Annotated in this window: 7 protein-coding genes; 2 read left to right on the plus strand and 5 right to left on the minus strand. The window is 39.2% G+C overall.

Annotation, left to right across the window (positions count from 1 at the left end; genetic code table 11):
- The first annotated feature begins 880 nt into the window (after positions 1-880).
- Entirely contained in the window at positions 881-1,345 is a 465-nt protein-coding gene (locus tag TERY_RS13225; protein WP_011612302.1) for a DUF4332 domain-containing protein, read from the plus strand.
- A 1,020-nt stretch (positions 1,346-2,365) separates the two neighbouring features.
- On the opposite strand, the gene TERY_RS13230 is transcribed toward TERY_RS13225, so the two are convergent.
- The 5 genes from TERY_RS13230 to TERY_RS25340 form a co-directional block, all read right to left on the minus strand.
- Positions 2,366-3,826, minus strand: a complete 1,461-nt coding sequence (locus TERY_RS13230; RefSeq protein ID WP_011612303.1) for a hypothetical protein — start codon at positions 3,824-3,826, stop codon at positions 2,366-2,368.
- Between the two features lie 240 nt (positions 3,827-4,066).
- Positions 4,067-5,248, minus strand: a complete 1,182-nt coding sequence (locus TERY_RS13235; RefSeq protein WP_011612304.1) for a caspase family protein — start codon at positions 5,246-5,248, stop codon at positions 4,067-4,069.
- Positions 5,249-5,583: 335 nt separating this feature from the next.
- Positions 5,584-5,979: a hypothetical protein gene (locus TERY_RS25335; protein ID WP_011612305.1), complete on the minus strand. Its 396-nt coding sequence runs from the start codon at positions 5,977-5,979 to the stop codon at positions 5,584-5,586.
- A gap of 195 nt (positions 5,980-6,174) precedes the next feature.
- Complete coding sequence (locus tag TERY_RS13245) at positions 6,175-7,677, minus strand: hypothetical protein (RefSeq protein ID WP_011612306.1); 1,503 nt, start codon at positions 7,675-7,677, stop codon at positions 6,175-6,177.
- 184 nt (positions 7,678-7,861) lie between these two features.
- Positions 7,862-12,997: a Clp protease N-terminal domain-containing protein gene (locus TERY_RS25340; RefSeq protein ID WP_011612307.1), complete on the minus strand. Its 5,136-nt coding sequence runs from the start codon at positions 12,995-12,997 to the stop codon at positions 7,862-7,864.
- A 969-nt stretch (positions 12,998-13,966) separates the two neighbouring features.
- Here TERY_RS25340 and TERY_RS13255 point away from each other — a divergent pair.
- Entirely contained in the window at positions 13,967-14,596 is a 630-nt protein-coding gene (locus TERY_RS13255) for a type I restriction endonuclease (protein WP_011612308.1), read from the plus strand.
- The last annotated feature ends 57 nt before the right edge of the window (positions 14,597-14,653 follow it).

Here is a 14,653-nt window from a genome sequence, read left to right on the forward strand (position 1 = left end):
AATAATAATTAATATTAACTTAGCTTAAATTATTAATAAGGTGATTTTGCTTGTATTAATTCTTGAATAAATTTGGTAATTGGTATTACCCATCTACTACGAAAGTATTGACTTGAGATTACTATTCTGATGGACTACGGCTGGAACTCTGTCCCTGGTAATGACAAAAATATATTTTAGGGTATAAGTTCTGATGATAATTAATTTCCTGGTATGTAGGAATGTATATTAGTTGATTTTGAATTAAGTTTAGTTGAAGTTTATGGTGGACAATAGGAGAAAATCTAGATTTGCAATTATTCTGCAGCGGGGAAAGTGATGGCTAATTAGGGTTTGTTGAAAAAGTCTTTTTAAGGAGCCGAAAACCCACTTTTAACTTTTCCTGGGAAGGCTAGTTGGATATATTTGTCTCTTGATTTTTCTGGCATTGTTAGCCCAAAATGCTATTTTTTTAACTTTGAAAAACCGAAAACCAGGGACTTTTTTTGACTAGGAAAAGGCTAGTACCTTTATGTGTTAATGCTTTGATGTTTAATCAGGAAGCCCTAATTACAGTATGGAATTTCAATATGTTTTTTGTTTTTGTATAAGAGGAGGTTATGGCTAAAGTCAGAAAGTAGGAATTTAGAATTTAGAAGTCAGGTTATTAAGTTGTTAAAGGACTTATAGCTGGTTTTGGGCAAATGATGTGGGGAGATCTTGCCCTGGTAGGCGTGTCCTATAAACCTGAAATATGCTGTCTGTAGGGAAACCCAGAAATCCAGTTTTTTTTGCTAAAGTATTCTGAAAAAACAATGATTTATCGTAAAAACTGGTTTTTTTTGGTTGGTCCTAGTTTTAATGATGATCGATAAAAAATTCAAAAATACAATAAATAAATATGAAAAAGTCATTAGAAATTTCATCAATAAAATCTCAAAGTTGGTCTATTGAAAAGTTGCCTGGTTTAAGTAAAAAGGATCAAATATTACTAACAAAAAATGGTATTAATACTACTAGAAAATTATTGGAAATAACTAAAACTTCTGAAGAAAAATTAATCCTAGCAAGTCAATTAAAAATTAATGTTCAATCTGTAAAAAAATGGGTTGCATTAGCAGATTTAGCTAGAGTTCCTACTGTTGGTTGTGAATATTGCGGACTACTACTTCATGGGGGTATTGTTTCAGTTTCTCAACTATCTCAAACTTCTGTCCATAAATTGCATCAACAAATACTTAAGCTACAAATATCAACTATGCAACGTCGTGACCTTTCTCCGGCGTTAGATTTAGTTAATAAATGGATTCAACAAGCTCAGTTTTTATCGCTCTATAGCAGGTTAAGGAAGAAAAAAGAGGTTTAAAAATCAGAAAAAGACTTCAATTTGCAGTGGATATTTTCCAGACACTTAAAATTTTTCATGAGCTTGTTTCGACGGGGGAAAAAAATTTGTAGTAATGCTGGATATCGCTTTTGCTATATTGCTAAGGTAAGCCTCTGCGATCGCTGCTTGTGCAATTTACCCAATAATAGGGCGGTTGTCATTAGAGTAGGGGCTTTCTGGCTATTCGCTTTTGTTTGGTTTTACTTATGACTATGTGGTTGATAAATCTGAAAAGTGCTGTAAAGTGTCTGATTTTCGGTTTTCAAGGTCACCTATTTTAATTATTGTGGGCTGATCATGGCATAAAAATTAAGGGGTAAATATATCCGACTTCCTCTTCTATAAATTGTCTGTTCCTTAGTAAAAACCTTGCATGCAACGTCCCTGCTTTTGTAATTAAAAAATGACAAAGTAAGATTTTTAGGACTTACACAAACTTGTAGATAATACACTATCTGTAGAGGGCAAATGCTATCTGAGGAGGGTAAATACTATTTGCCTCTACTGGAGGTTCTGCCTAAATTCCTGGCAGGGATGATTTTATCGCTCCCATAAGTACATTAATATTTGTTTTCTGTTTGTTAATGTTTAAACCTAAAACCTAAAACCTAAAACTTAAAACCTAAAATTAGCGATCGCTCCCATAAGTACATTGATATTTGTTTTCTGTTTGTTAATGTTTAAACCTAAAACCTAAAACCTAACACCTAAAACCTTAAATTAGCGATCGCTCCCATAAGTACATTGATATTTGTTTTCTGTTTGTTAATTTTTAAACCTAAAACCTAAAACCTAAAACTTCAAACCTAAAATTAGCGATCGCTCCCATAAGTACATTGATATTTGTTTTCTGTTTGTTAATGTTTAAACCTAAAACCTAAAACCTAAAACTTAAAACCTAAAATTAGCGATCGCTCCCATAAGTACATTGATATTTGTTTTCTGTTTGTTAATTTTTAAACCTAAAACCTAAAACCTAAAACCTAACTTGGCTTTGTTTCATTTGAGTCCGGGCAATTTCCACTCGCGGATAGTTTTGGTAACGGCATCGCGAGTAGCCTCAGCTCCAAAACCCCAAGCTAGCAGAGCAAAATAATCTGTCCAAAGATTTGCTCCAAAGGTGGGTTGAGTGACATAAAGTTGTCTAAAGCCTGCACCCGCCAGGAGGAAAATTGCAATTGTATAACTTAATAATTGAAACAAAAATAGATTGCGGGCAGACCCTACAGGATTAAGTTGTAGAGGTTGAACATCAGGAACTGGGTTAGGAAGGCGGGCAGGATAGGTGCTACTAACACCCCTGGAAGTTATGCTGAGGTTACTTTGAGCTTCATTGTTGGAAATTTGTTGTTGTTTAATGGCTTGGTCTAGTTGTTTGAGTTCATTATCAATCTCCTGCTCCCATCTTTGGAAAGCTTCTAGCTCAGTTGGAGAAAGATTATTTAATTCCTGCTGCAAGTATTGAGATATATCTCTAAGTGCTTGCTCTTGTTGTGCTGACCCAGTTAACTCATTTCTAAGATTATCGAATCTCTCTAGTTTAGCTTCACCTCCCAGGTAACGAACCAGTTGTTGCCGCAAATCATTTAACTCTTTCCTCAACTGTTCGGGATTTTCTTTATCAGCTGTTTGTCGCTTAATATTCTCTAAGTAGCTACCTACTGTTTGTACATAGGGAGCATCAGTGGTGAGATTATCTAGATCTAGAAAGGAAGACTCAAATTCGGATAAAGCTAACCAGTCTTCTCTACTTTTTCGCCATTTATCCCAAGTTGTTTGAGCTTTTGCTACAGCTTGCTTTGCCTCATCCCATCGCTTGTTTGTTAAATCGGTGTCTACATCAATTAGATATCCATTGATTTTTACCTGAAATGATTTTACTAGTTCTGGGTCAGCTTTCATCTGAGTGCGAATGCGGCTAACTAGCACCACAATTTCATCACGGTTTCTGCCATCAGTACGGTAGGCAGACATGCCAATACTTACCATAACGCCTAATAGCAAGAGGAATATTGGTCCCAGCCAATGATCTTTTACTCGTACAATTATAGGTATAACCAGTTGTCCATCAGAATGGATGGCTAGTAAAACACCACTAAATTCACCACTTTTGGCATCGTTTAAGTTGAATTCAACTGGGATAGTCAGTGGTTGATTTGGTTCCACTGAGGTTGTGGACAAAATTGGATTAATCGCGCTACCTTGTAAAACGGTGGTTCCATCGGTTCGATCCAAATCTAGGCTGAGTATTTGTAAGTTTGCGATGGCCTGATTAGTTTGTAAAACTAGACGGCGCTTCAGGACAGGACAGTAAAAAAAAACTGGACATTTAGTTCCTACTACGGTTAAATTGGATGGGGTTATGGTAACTTTTGGTTCAGCTTTCACAGGAGGTGCTACCAATACCAAGTTTAGAGCTAGACTCAATAGTACCATCATAGTTTTTTGACCGCGCATCATACTAGTTCTCCTGATTCTTTGATTACCTAACATTTTGTTAAAGTATAATTATTATCTGTTATGATACCCCAGTTTTCCTGCACGGTAAATCATGGTAGGGAGGTTGCATTTATGGAGGTTTCGCTATGGGATATGAAACGCATTTTTGTGATGCAAGGTCCGTACAAAGTTTTAGTTATGGCGATGTTGTTTATCAATTTGAAAAGGGCTGTAAGTTTAGTTTTTGATAATTATCTTTGTTTAATCATGGCTATAGCGATAATCTGCAACTATCATATCCCCTAGTCCTTCTGTCTTGGCAGTTGGTTCTTGAATTTCTTCATCATTCTCGATACTCCAACGACGAAGACTATGGAGCACATAAGTCTTAAGATCGTCTACAGTCACGAAACCCTTTTTCTCCCGGTCTGCATCACCGCTGAGTCCTTCTATTAGGTAGTGGGTGAAGACTCCAGAATTTTTCTCTGGTGACTCTAGGGCTTTTTGCTGTGCTGTACTCGCGGCAATTAAGGCAAAACCTTCAGCTAATTCATAAGCATTTTGAATGAATTGGGGCTCGTCAATTCCTCGTCCGGTTTCGACTCCCATATGACAAGCATCCAATGTCAGTACTAAACGTCTTGCTTTGCTAGAATGCATGGATTTTTTTATGTCGGCTAGAGACAAACCTGTTTTTTCGATGGTTGGTAAACGGGTATCCCTGACTATGAGCATAGGTTGTTCATCGCGCCCAAGTTTACCGTGACAAGCAAAATACACCAGCAATAGGTCATCTACATCGACCATATTGCATAGGTTAATTAATTCAGCTTCTATATTGTTGTGGATGGGGAAGCGGCGGCTATCAGATTCAAGATCATCATGTAAACACATGACTGTGTATCCAAGTTCTTTGAGTTTCTTTTCTAATTTTTGCACATCTTTTACACAGAATTTTAACTTGTGAACTCCTGGATCATTATAGCGGTTGACTCCTACCAAAAAAGCCCAACGATTTTTTATGGGTTGACGTTTTTCTTCTTCGAGCTTTCTTTTTTTTGTGCCTCGAATTGTAGTTTCTGTCTTGGTTTCTGGTTTAAGGTTATCCAGAGTTGAGTTATCTGCAAAAGCATTTTCCAGTTCTATAATTAGATTGACTAGTTGTTGGTGACGTTGATCTTCTTCTTCGATTAAATCTTTTAAGAGACGTAACAGTAAGACAAGAGCATTTTCTTTGGTGTCACTGTGATATTTGTTATGTAAATAGCTAATTACTAAGTTTACTCTACTGGCCATACTGTTGGCTTGGGGTAAAAAACGCCAAGGTCTTAGTGGTTGATAAGTGGAAACAATAGACTGAAGGGCGCGATCGCTCTCAAATTGTTCACAGTCTAACAGAAATTGACGCAATTTTTGATATAGTTCAGGGGGAATGCCAGCCATATTATAAGTCTATCAAGGAATTTTGCCTATAGGACTGCCGCTATTATCGGACAATTTAACGCTGAGATGAATTTCAACCAGCAAGTTAATTGAGCGATACGCGAAACATTTTTTTTTACGTTGTATATTTTATCAAATTCTGAGATAATTTAACACTAGTAGTGATTATTTTAACTGAGTATAAACTTATATGAATATTAAAAAAAATAAGGGTTTAGTCTTAATATCTTTAGAGGGACTAAAGTCGAACTACAAGCCGAATTAATCTATGTTGGGTTTTGTGGCTTCAACCCAACCTACAACTACTATGAGTTGCTGACGGCCTATTTGCTATATTATTTTGTTGAAAAAAAACTACCAATAATATCAATGCCTCTACTGATCAGGGTTTTCCCTTTTTTTGATAGTTCTGATTCTTTTGACTCGCTGCTCTCAATAACCAAGTTTTCGATTATCTCCTTGGTTTCCTTTCCTGTGAGAGGAGTAGCACGACCATTTGCAGCTCGAGGATCTGGAATGCTATTAATGCGGATATTAAGAAAAGCATCTCGAATTTGCGGATGTTCATTACACCAGAGGGCTATGGCATCAGAGATTTTTTCAACATTATCTGGAAGCTTTTGAAGCAACTGCCGCAAATTAGTGCGTTCTTTTTCTTTGAATAAATTAGGTTGTTTTTTTATTAGGTCGACAAACTTTATTATATTTTCTTCGTATTTAGATAATGACATTTTTCCTCCTATTGACTAATAGTACAAAATACAACTCAGTAAAAGGGCGATTCAAAGGGCCGAGCGTTCTCTGACATTTTACAGCATATTTCAGATTTATCAGGTACCCCCAAACCGTCAATATACTGGTAATATATGATTTTTAGCATTTACCCTGTACATCATTCGCCCGAAATCTGCTGTGTCTATATTTTTTTATAAACAATACTTAAGCTTTTCTGCTAATTCAGATAAAGTTTGATTCCGAGTATCTGCTGGATCAATTGTACTACTAAGGGAGTTTACCAAAATAACCAGTACATTCTCATTGGTATCGCTACGATACTTATTTACTAAAAAGCCAATCACTAGTCTGACTCGTTGGGCCGTATTTTTACCTTCTGGTAAGCTATTGGCCCAAGGAGAGAGCCGAGCCTGACCTTTGAAAAAACTTTGTAGTTCTTGATTAGTTTCAAATTGGTCACACTCTAACAGAGCTTTATACAGTTGATGACGAAGTTCGTCAGTAATTCCTCGGGTCTTGTTGCCAGAAGGTGTCTGAGTAAGGTTTTCCTTTATTGCGGCTTTTAGATTTTGCAGGTGAGTACGCTTAGGACTCAGGAATTCCAGATCTGCTTGAATTTGACTTTGCAATTTTTTGCGGATGTAATTTAAAAAATCTTCCCACAAACTTAAGTCAGTATCGGGTAGCTCCCCTAGCTTTTCTAGTTTCATCCTATAATTTTTTTCATTAGTAGCAATGGTATTTTTGTGGGCTTCCAATTCCTCTAAGTAGTCAGCATACTTAATATCTATATCCTGTAATTCTACAAGTAATGGTCTAAGTTGTTCTTGCCTATTTGGTGATCGGGAAATTTGACGGAAGCTTTTCTTGTGCTGTTCTATTTTGCTATACAGTTGTTTGAGCTGACCCTCGCACCCGCGAGATTGATGATAGATATACTGTATCTTATGACGACACCACAAAAGAAGAAGTATTAACTCGGATGCCTTATCCATTTTCTTTTCCTCTGGATCCAGATTTTGGCATTTCAACCAAACTAGAATATGAAGTCGCTGACTAGGGTCTTTATGTCGGCTTTCATATTCAAAAATCGGGTTTCCCAGTAAATGACCTGTATTTATTAGCTCAGTTCTATTTGTTGTTGGCAGTAATTTAGCAACACAAGCATCTGCAAAATCTTGATGGTTTTCCTGTAATTCACTTGGTTGTCCAAAAAGTAATAGGGTTTGCCCTAGAGAAGCTTGAATTTGTGAGGGGAGTAGTAGGTATTGGGGATTAAGTTGAGCTAGTTGAGATAGGAAAAAAGTGCTTTGAGAATGTAGGGTGAAATCTATTGCATAAGTATCGTGTACTCGGTATGGACAGAGTAATCCTTGAAGTTGCCTATCACCAGACTTGGAGGTTATTTCAAAGTCTAATTTGGTTTGTTGATTAGGTAATAAAATTTCATATTCACTTTCTAGGTTATCTTCTGCTGCGGGAAAATACTGGTTATTTTGATAACTAATTAGTTGTTGTTGCAGATTTTGCAGTTCTGGAATATTCAGCTTATTTCCCAAATCTACTAACTGTTCCCACAACCGGGGTGCTTTTGAAGTAGGTTTTAATCCCTGGTTGATACTGTTGCGCAGATGGAAAGCATAGAGTACAAGACTGGGACTATGCAGTCCTATGGTCTGGGGTATTTCTTTCATTATTTGGGCAGTTTGGACTGGTAATCTTAAGTATTTATTGTATTATAATTTTCCAGAAAAGAGGAGGTAGGTAGGAAGTTTACATCTAACCTCCCTAGGGAGTAGGGAAGTAATTGATGATTTCTGTGGTATAATTGACTAGATTTTTTCTTATTGGAGATGTGTGATTGAAGTTTTTTCATTATTAGCCGATCGCGCAAAACCCTGCCCAGTAGAATGGTGATTCAAAGGGCTGATACTTATCTGACATTTGATGCAAACGACAGGCTAGATTCATTTCCAGGGTTGGACTCAGGGGGATTTTATTTTCTAAAATCCATTTTTCCAACTCTTTTTTGGTTAGGTCTCGCAGCCAAAGTTGAGCTTGGTTAAGAGCGATCGCTACATTAGTCTGCTCCTGGGAATTTAGCAAATTTTTATACAACTGAATCATCAAAAGGGCTGTGGAGAGGTCATTAACAGTCCAGAGACTACTAACCACACTTGGACTCCCTGCATAGAGAAAACCGCTGGGCAGACCAATATATTCATCCCCAAGGGATTTAAAATCGCTCAGGCCTGTTTCGCAGGCGGAGAGGCTGGTGAGGCGACATTGACGCAAGTCTAAGGCGAAAATATCCCCTAAAGTTAGGCATTTTTCCAAATTAATCCCATTTCCATCTGCAGTTTCCTGAGGAGTTGGAGTTGTACTCCCTGCCAACAGCAGAGCAGAATCAATAGGCGATTTAAAATTAAAATAACCGCGACAGGCAAAATGAGCCACGTTGGTTTCAGCCAGACGTTCCTGGGTGAGGGCAGTTTTGGTAGCTTGTTGTCGTTCTAAGACGTCATCGTTAGGATAAAAGTCAGCGCGAATAGTGGCAACTTCTGGCTCGGTAAAACTGAGGTCTTCTGTAGGGTTCGTGACACTGAAAAAATGTTTGAGTGAGGAACGGTTCCAGGTTTGACTCAGTTGCAGCAGTTGGAGGCTGGGAGCATAGCTGAGACTTCCAGGAAAGCGCTCCATGAGTAAATCTCCATTGGCTAAAGGCATGGCATGGAGGGGAAATAGGTGTAGGAACCGATGGGGAATGAGGATGAGGCGGTCGCATTTCTTTCCTTGCTGGTAAAAAATCTCGCCGACCTGGGTGAGGAGGCCATCGATATCAAGAATCTCGGCCAACCTTTTGAGGTTGGAGGCTAAATGGTCTTGCCACTGTTTTTTGTCTTCTTGCAAATATGCAGTCAAATAATCATCTCCCCAATTTACTAAGGCTTCAAGCGTTTTTTTGTCAGTTTGTTTGACTAGCAGACTGTTGGCGGTCAGAATAAAGGTGATAATTTTATCCTTCGTAATATACCACTCAATTATGGTAGTGCTTTCATCAATTCGACTTTGGGTATCACTCCAAGAAATCGGCTCTACCCTCTGAGTCAGGCTGAAGCTGGAGTCTATAGGCTTGATCCGTTCAAGTGTCTCCTCTAGCTGTTGCCTTGATAGCTGCAATTCTTGTTGTAGCTGTTGCTGTGATGCCATGAGCGATCGCCGCTGGGGTTCTTCTGGTGGGCTTGTATTTCCAGATAGTCGCTCTAGAACTCCTTGTAACCGCCTTTCTAGTGATGGAATGGTGCTTCGTAGTCGATCTAGCTCGGCGATGATCTCTTGGGGAACATCGCCTTTAGGATAGATGTCGCGCTTGGCTAGAAGTTCGACTAGGTTGCGAGTTTTGCTGCGTTCGGCTGTTTTGAAGGCTTGATCCCATTGCTCTAAATTGATGTATGTTTGCACCAGATTTTGATAAACTGATATTGCTTCTGCTATAATCTCTTGGCGGCGTTTGTCGGTAGTTGCCCAACTGCGGCTGAGTTCCACTGCAGCTATGGCTTTTTCATAGTTGTCGGCTGCGAGTTGCCAGTTTTGGTTGTCGAAATATAGGTAGCCTAAGTTGTTGGTGGTTTGTAGATGGTCGATGGGGTTTGCTTCCAGGGTACGCACCAGCAAAGCTTGTTGGAATGCAGCAATGGCGACTTCAATATTTTCGGCTTTTTCTCCCCTTATTCTGTAAATGTAGGCAGCGCCGAGATTATTTTGAGTCATTGCCCAGTCCATGGGGAAGTCAGTTTGGGTGAGTACCTGTAAAGCTTGTTGGTATTCAGCAATGGCAGCTTCAATATTTTCGGCTTTGTCTCCCCTTATTCTGTAAATGTAGGCAGCGCCGAGATTATTTTGAGTTGTTGCCCAGTCCATGGGGAAGTCTGTTTGGGTGCGCACCAGCAAAGCTTGTTGGTATGCAGCAATGGCGGCTTCAATATTTTCGGCTTTGTCTCCCCTTATTCTGTAAATGTAGGCATTGCCGAGATTATTTTGAGTTCTTGCCCAGTCCATGGGTAAGTCAGTTTGGGTGTACACCAGCAAAGCTTGTTGGTATGCAGCAATGGCAGATTCAATATTTTCGGTTTTGTCTCCCCTTATTCTGTCACTGTAGGCAGCGCCGAGATGATTTTGAGTCATTGCCCAGTCGATGGGTAAGTCAGTTTGGGTGCGCACCAGCAAAGCTTGTTGGCATGCAGCAATGGCAGCTTCAATATTTTCGGCTTTGTCTCCCCTTATTCTGTAAATGTAGGCAACGCCGAGATTATTTTGAGTCATTGCCCAGTCGATGGGTAAGTCAGTTTGGGTGCGCACCAGCAAAGCTTGTTGGCATGCAGCAATGGCAGCTTCAATATTTTCGGCTTTGTCTCCCCTTATTCTGTAAATGTAGGCAACGCCGAGATTATTTTGAGTCATTGCCCAGTCCATGGGTAAGTCAGTTTGGGTGAACACCAGCAAAGCTTGTTGGCATGCAGCAATAGCAGCTTCAATATTTTCGGCTTTGTCTCCCCTTATTCTTTCTCTGTAGGCATTGCCGAGATTGTTTTGAGTTCCTGCCCAGTTGATGGGGAAGTCAGTTTGGGTGTACACCAGCAAAGCTTGTTGGCATGCAGCAATGGCAGCTTCAATATTTTCGGCTTTGTCTCCCCTTATTCTGTAAATGTAGGCAACGCCGAGATGATTTTGAGTTCCTGCCCAGTCCACGGGGAAGTCAGTTTGGGTGCGCACCAGCAAAGCTTGTTGGCATGCAGCAATGGCAGCTTCAATATTTTCGGCTTTGTCTCCCCTTATTCTTTCACAGTAGGCAATGCCGAGATGATTTTGAGTCATTGCCCAGTCCATGGGGAAGTCAGTTTGGGTGCGCACCAGCAAAGCTTGTTGGAATGCAGCAATGGCGGCTTCAATATTTTCGGCTTTGTCTCCCCTTATTCTTTCTCTGTAGGCATTGCCGAGATTATTTTGAGTTCCTGCCCAGTCCATGGGGAAGTCTGTTTGGGTGCGTACCAGCAAAGCTTGTTGGAATGCAGCAATGGCGGCTTCAATATTTTCGGCTTTGTCTCCCCTTATTCTGTCACTGTAGGCAATGCCGAGATTATTTTGAGTTCCTGCCCAGTCCATGGGGAAGTCTGTTTGGGTGAACACCAGCAAAGCTTGTTGGCATGCAGCAATAGCAGCTTCAATATTTTCGGCTTTGTCTCCCCTTATTCTGTTACTGTAGGCAAGGCCGAGATTATTTTGAGTTTTTGCCCAGTCGATGGGGAAGTCAGTTTGGCTGTGCACCAGCAAAGCTTGTTCGTATGCAGCAATGGCAGTTTCAATATTTTCGGCTTTGTCTCCCCTTATTCTGTCACTGTAGGCATTGCCGAGATTATTTTGAGTCATTGCCCAGTCCATGGGGAAGTCAGTTTGGGTGCGCACCAGCAAAGCTTGTTGGTATGCAGCAATGGCGGCTTCAATATTTTCGGCTTTGTCTCCCCTTATTCTGTTACTGTAGGCAATGCCTAGATTATTTTGAGTTGCTGCCCAGTCGATGGGGAAGTCAGTTTGGGTGCGCACCAGCAAAGCTTGTTGGCATGCAGCAATGGCAGCTTCAATATTTTGGGCTTTGTCTCCCCTTATTCTGTCTCTGTAGGCAACGCCGAGATTATTTTGAGTCATTGCCCAAATTTCCCGGTGACTCTTAGAGGTAAAGACTTTTAGCACGACTTCATAACCTGCAATACTAATTTCCATGTTGTTTGCTTTGTTACCCAGAGGAAATTCCTGAATGAGGCCACTGAAATAACCAATAGACATAGCCATATCTTCTGCTACATCCGCCTCCACTTCAGAAAATATAGCAGTTGCCCGGTGTCGCAATATATCAGCACAGTTACCATCAAGCTTATCTAAGTTTTGTTCTAGGAGTGGGTAAACAACTTTCGAGTTACCTTTGCTTTGTCTGGTTGCCTGCAATACCTCTCCCAAAAACTTCAAATAATTTTGTTTGTCTATATCAGTTTTAATAGTACTTTTTAGTTCTTCAATGTCATTATTTGATTTTTGATTAGCTAATTTAACAGTCTCAAGCAACATCTCGTTTATCAGAGTGGGGACTTTAGAGAGATCTACTCCTAGATTTTCCAGAACCCTTACAGCTACTCCTTCTCCTTCTCGAATTAAACCCAAAAGTAAATGCTCTGTCCCAATATAATTATGTCCTAATTGCTGTGCTTCCTCCAAAGAGAATTCTAAAACTGTTTTAGCTCTAGGAGCAAATGGAATTTCTGCTTCTACATCTCCCGAACCACGGCCAATTATTTTTTCCACTTCAATCCGAGCATCCTTTAGGTTTACGCCCATATATTTTAGGACTTTGGCCGCTACCCCTGTTCCTTCTCCAATTAAACCCAGAAGGATTTGTTCTGTCTCTACAAAGTCATGTCCCAAGCGACGGGCCTCATCCTGGGCCAACATGATCGCTTTGATTGGTTTTTCGGTGAAGCGATCAAACATACTTTTAGACCTCTGACGAATATCCACCTCTACCTCATCAGTCTCAAGCAACATCTCGTTTATCAGAGTGGGGACTTTAGAGAGATCTACTCCTAGATTTTCCAGAACCCTTACAGCTACTCCTTCTCCTTCTCGAATTAAACCCAAAAGTAAATGCTCTGTCCCAATATAATTATGTCCTAATTGCTGTGCTTCCTCCGAAGAGAATTCTAAAACTGTTTTAGCTCTAGGAGCAAATGGAATTTCTGCTTCTACATCTCCTGAACCACGGCCAATTATTTTTTCCACTTCAATCCGAGCATCCTTTAGGCTTACGCCCATAGATTTTAGGACTTTGGCTGCTACCCCTGTTCCTTCTCCAATTAAACCCAGAAGGATTTGTTCTGTATCTACAAAGTTATGTCCCAAACGACCAGCCTCATGCTGGGCCAACATTATCGCTTTGATTGGTTTTTCGGTGAAGCGTTCAAACATATTTTCAGACTTTCGTTAGGGTTTCTAGCAAATATAACTACTATGATTTCGCTTAAAACGACATAATTCAGTTATCAATTAATTATCAATTATCAATTTATTATCCCATTTTGAGATGGCTTCGGGGTGTTGATGGCCTTCCCATTAGTGGCCCTCAATATATTCTCTCTCATAATAACAATATTTTACACAATTAAACAACAGAAATTTGCGATCGCTTCACGAACTACATTCATTATTTCCTTTAATTGTTAAATTAATAATTTCGGGCAATGTAAAATGATTAATTATTTATTCTAATTTATTTACAGGTTGAACCAGAGATAGTTTTGCAATATTGCCAAAAATTTTTTGTTGAGAATTATAGGTTTTGTTAGATTTTTGATGATGTTGGGGAACGGAAATATTTTTTATACACAAAAAGAAGTTTATAATTGAAACTTAGTCCTAATATCCTTAGAGGGAATAAAGTCGTACGAGCCGAATTAATCCATGTTGGGTTTCCTTACCTCAACCCTACCTAGGACTGACTAAAACCTATAAATTAGGGGATAGCCAGACAAGGACTATGGCATCCAGGGATGATTTTGGGGTCAGTTTAGAAAAGCAAATTGATACTTATTATCTGGTTGTTAATCTTTAAACCTAAAACCTAAAACCTAACACCTAAAACCTAAAACCTAACGCTTCATTGTTGGGTTTCCTTGCCTCAACCCAGCCTACAAATAAGAGATAGATTTATTTATAGAAATTGGTTAGCGATCGCCCCTCAATTCAGTAATAATTTTTGTTCTAATTAACTAACAAACTGATATAATATAAGTAAGAGTTAGCCATTAGGAAAGAGATTTGGAGGCTTGAGATTGCTATCATGACAGACTGCAACCGGAACCCTGTTCCTCCCAATGACAGAAATGCCTTGCCCGTAGGTAAGTCCTGATCAAGTTCAAAAATAATCAAAAAAATATTATGGTTAAAACAATACCAGCTAGTCAAATTGACCTATATTCTTTAGAAGAAAATTTTGGTTTAAAACGGGCATACGAACCCACTTTTTTCCCGGAATGGCAAGAAAATTTACCAGAATTGACGGAATTGGAAAAACAAGAATTAGTGCAGCTTAAAGCGGATTATTTGCGTCTTTCTAAACGTCCCATGTTAGAACCTCTGGTAAAAATGGTGGTATTATCACCTTTATTGAGGGCAGCAGGTTTTTATCGGGAACCCTTTTTTCTCTCCGCTGAAAAACAGATAAAAATTACTTCCGAAGATGGGGGAGCGATCGTTACAGGTAAAATTGATATATTGGTTTATACCCCTCAATTTTGGGTATTAGTAATTGAGGCGAAACGGGTTGAATATTCATTACAAGTAGGTATTCCTCAAATATTGGCTTATATGTTAGACTCTCCAGAAATCGAACAATCTGCTTTTGGATTTGTGACAAATGGTAGTGAGTTTAGATTTGTTAAACTACTTAAAAGAGATACTATCCAATATGGATTATCTCGTTTATTTTCCATAGATAGTGGGGAAGATTTATATACTGTTGTGAGTATTTTTAAGAGCCTCGCTCAATTCGTGATTCAGCAAAATTAATGGCGCTTATATTATGTTTTAAGAATCTAGAGTATTTATGAAAAAACTTAGAAAAAA

It is taken from the genome of Trichodesmium erythraeum IMS101, from assembly GCF_000014265.1.
Classification (GTDB): domain Bacteria; phylum Cyanobacteriota; class Cyanobacteriia; order Cyanobacteriales; family Microcoleaceae; genus Trichodesmium; species Trichodesmium erythraeum.

Bases quoted from the DNA above. Each gene is read 5' to 3' on its own strand.
- TERY_RS13245 (WP_011612306.1), bottom strand. From the start codon at position 7,677: ATGAAAGAAATACCCCAGACCATAGGACTGCATAGTCCCAGTCTTGTA.
- TERY_RS25340 (WP_011612307.1), bottom strand. From the start codon at position 12,997: ATGTTTGAACGCTTCACCGAAAAACCAATCAAAGCGATAATGTTGGCC.
- TERY_RS13230 (WP_011612303.1), bottom strand. From the start codon at position 3,826: ATGATGCGCGGTCAAAAAACTATGATGGTACTATTGAGTCTAGCTCTA.
- TERY_RS13235 (WP_011612304.1), bottom strand. From the start codon at position 5,248: ATGGCTGGCATTCCCCCTGAACTATATCAAAAATTGCGTCAATTTCTG.
- TERY_RS25335 (WP_011612305.1), bottom strand. From the start codon at position 5,979: ATGTCATTATCTAAATACGAAGAAAATATAATAAAGTTTGTCGACCTA.
- TERY_RS13255 (WP_011612308.1), top strand. From the start codon at position 13,967: ATGGTTAAAACAATACCAGCTAGTCAAATTGACCTATATTCTTTAGAA.
- TERY_RS13225 (WP_011612302.1), top strand. From the start codon at position 881: ATGAAAAAGTCATTAGAAATTTCATCAATAAAATCTCAAAGTTGGTCT.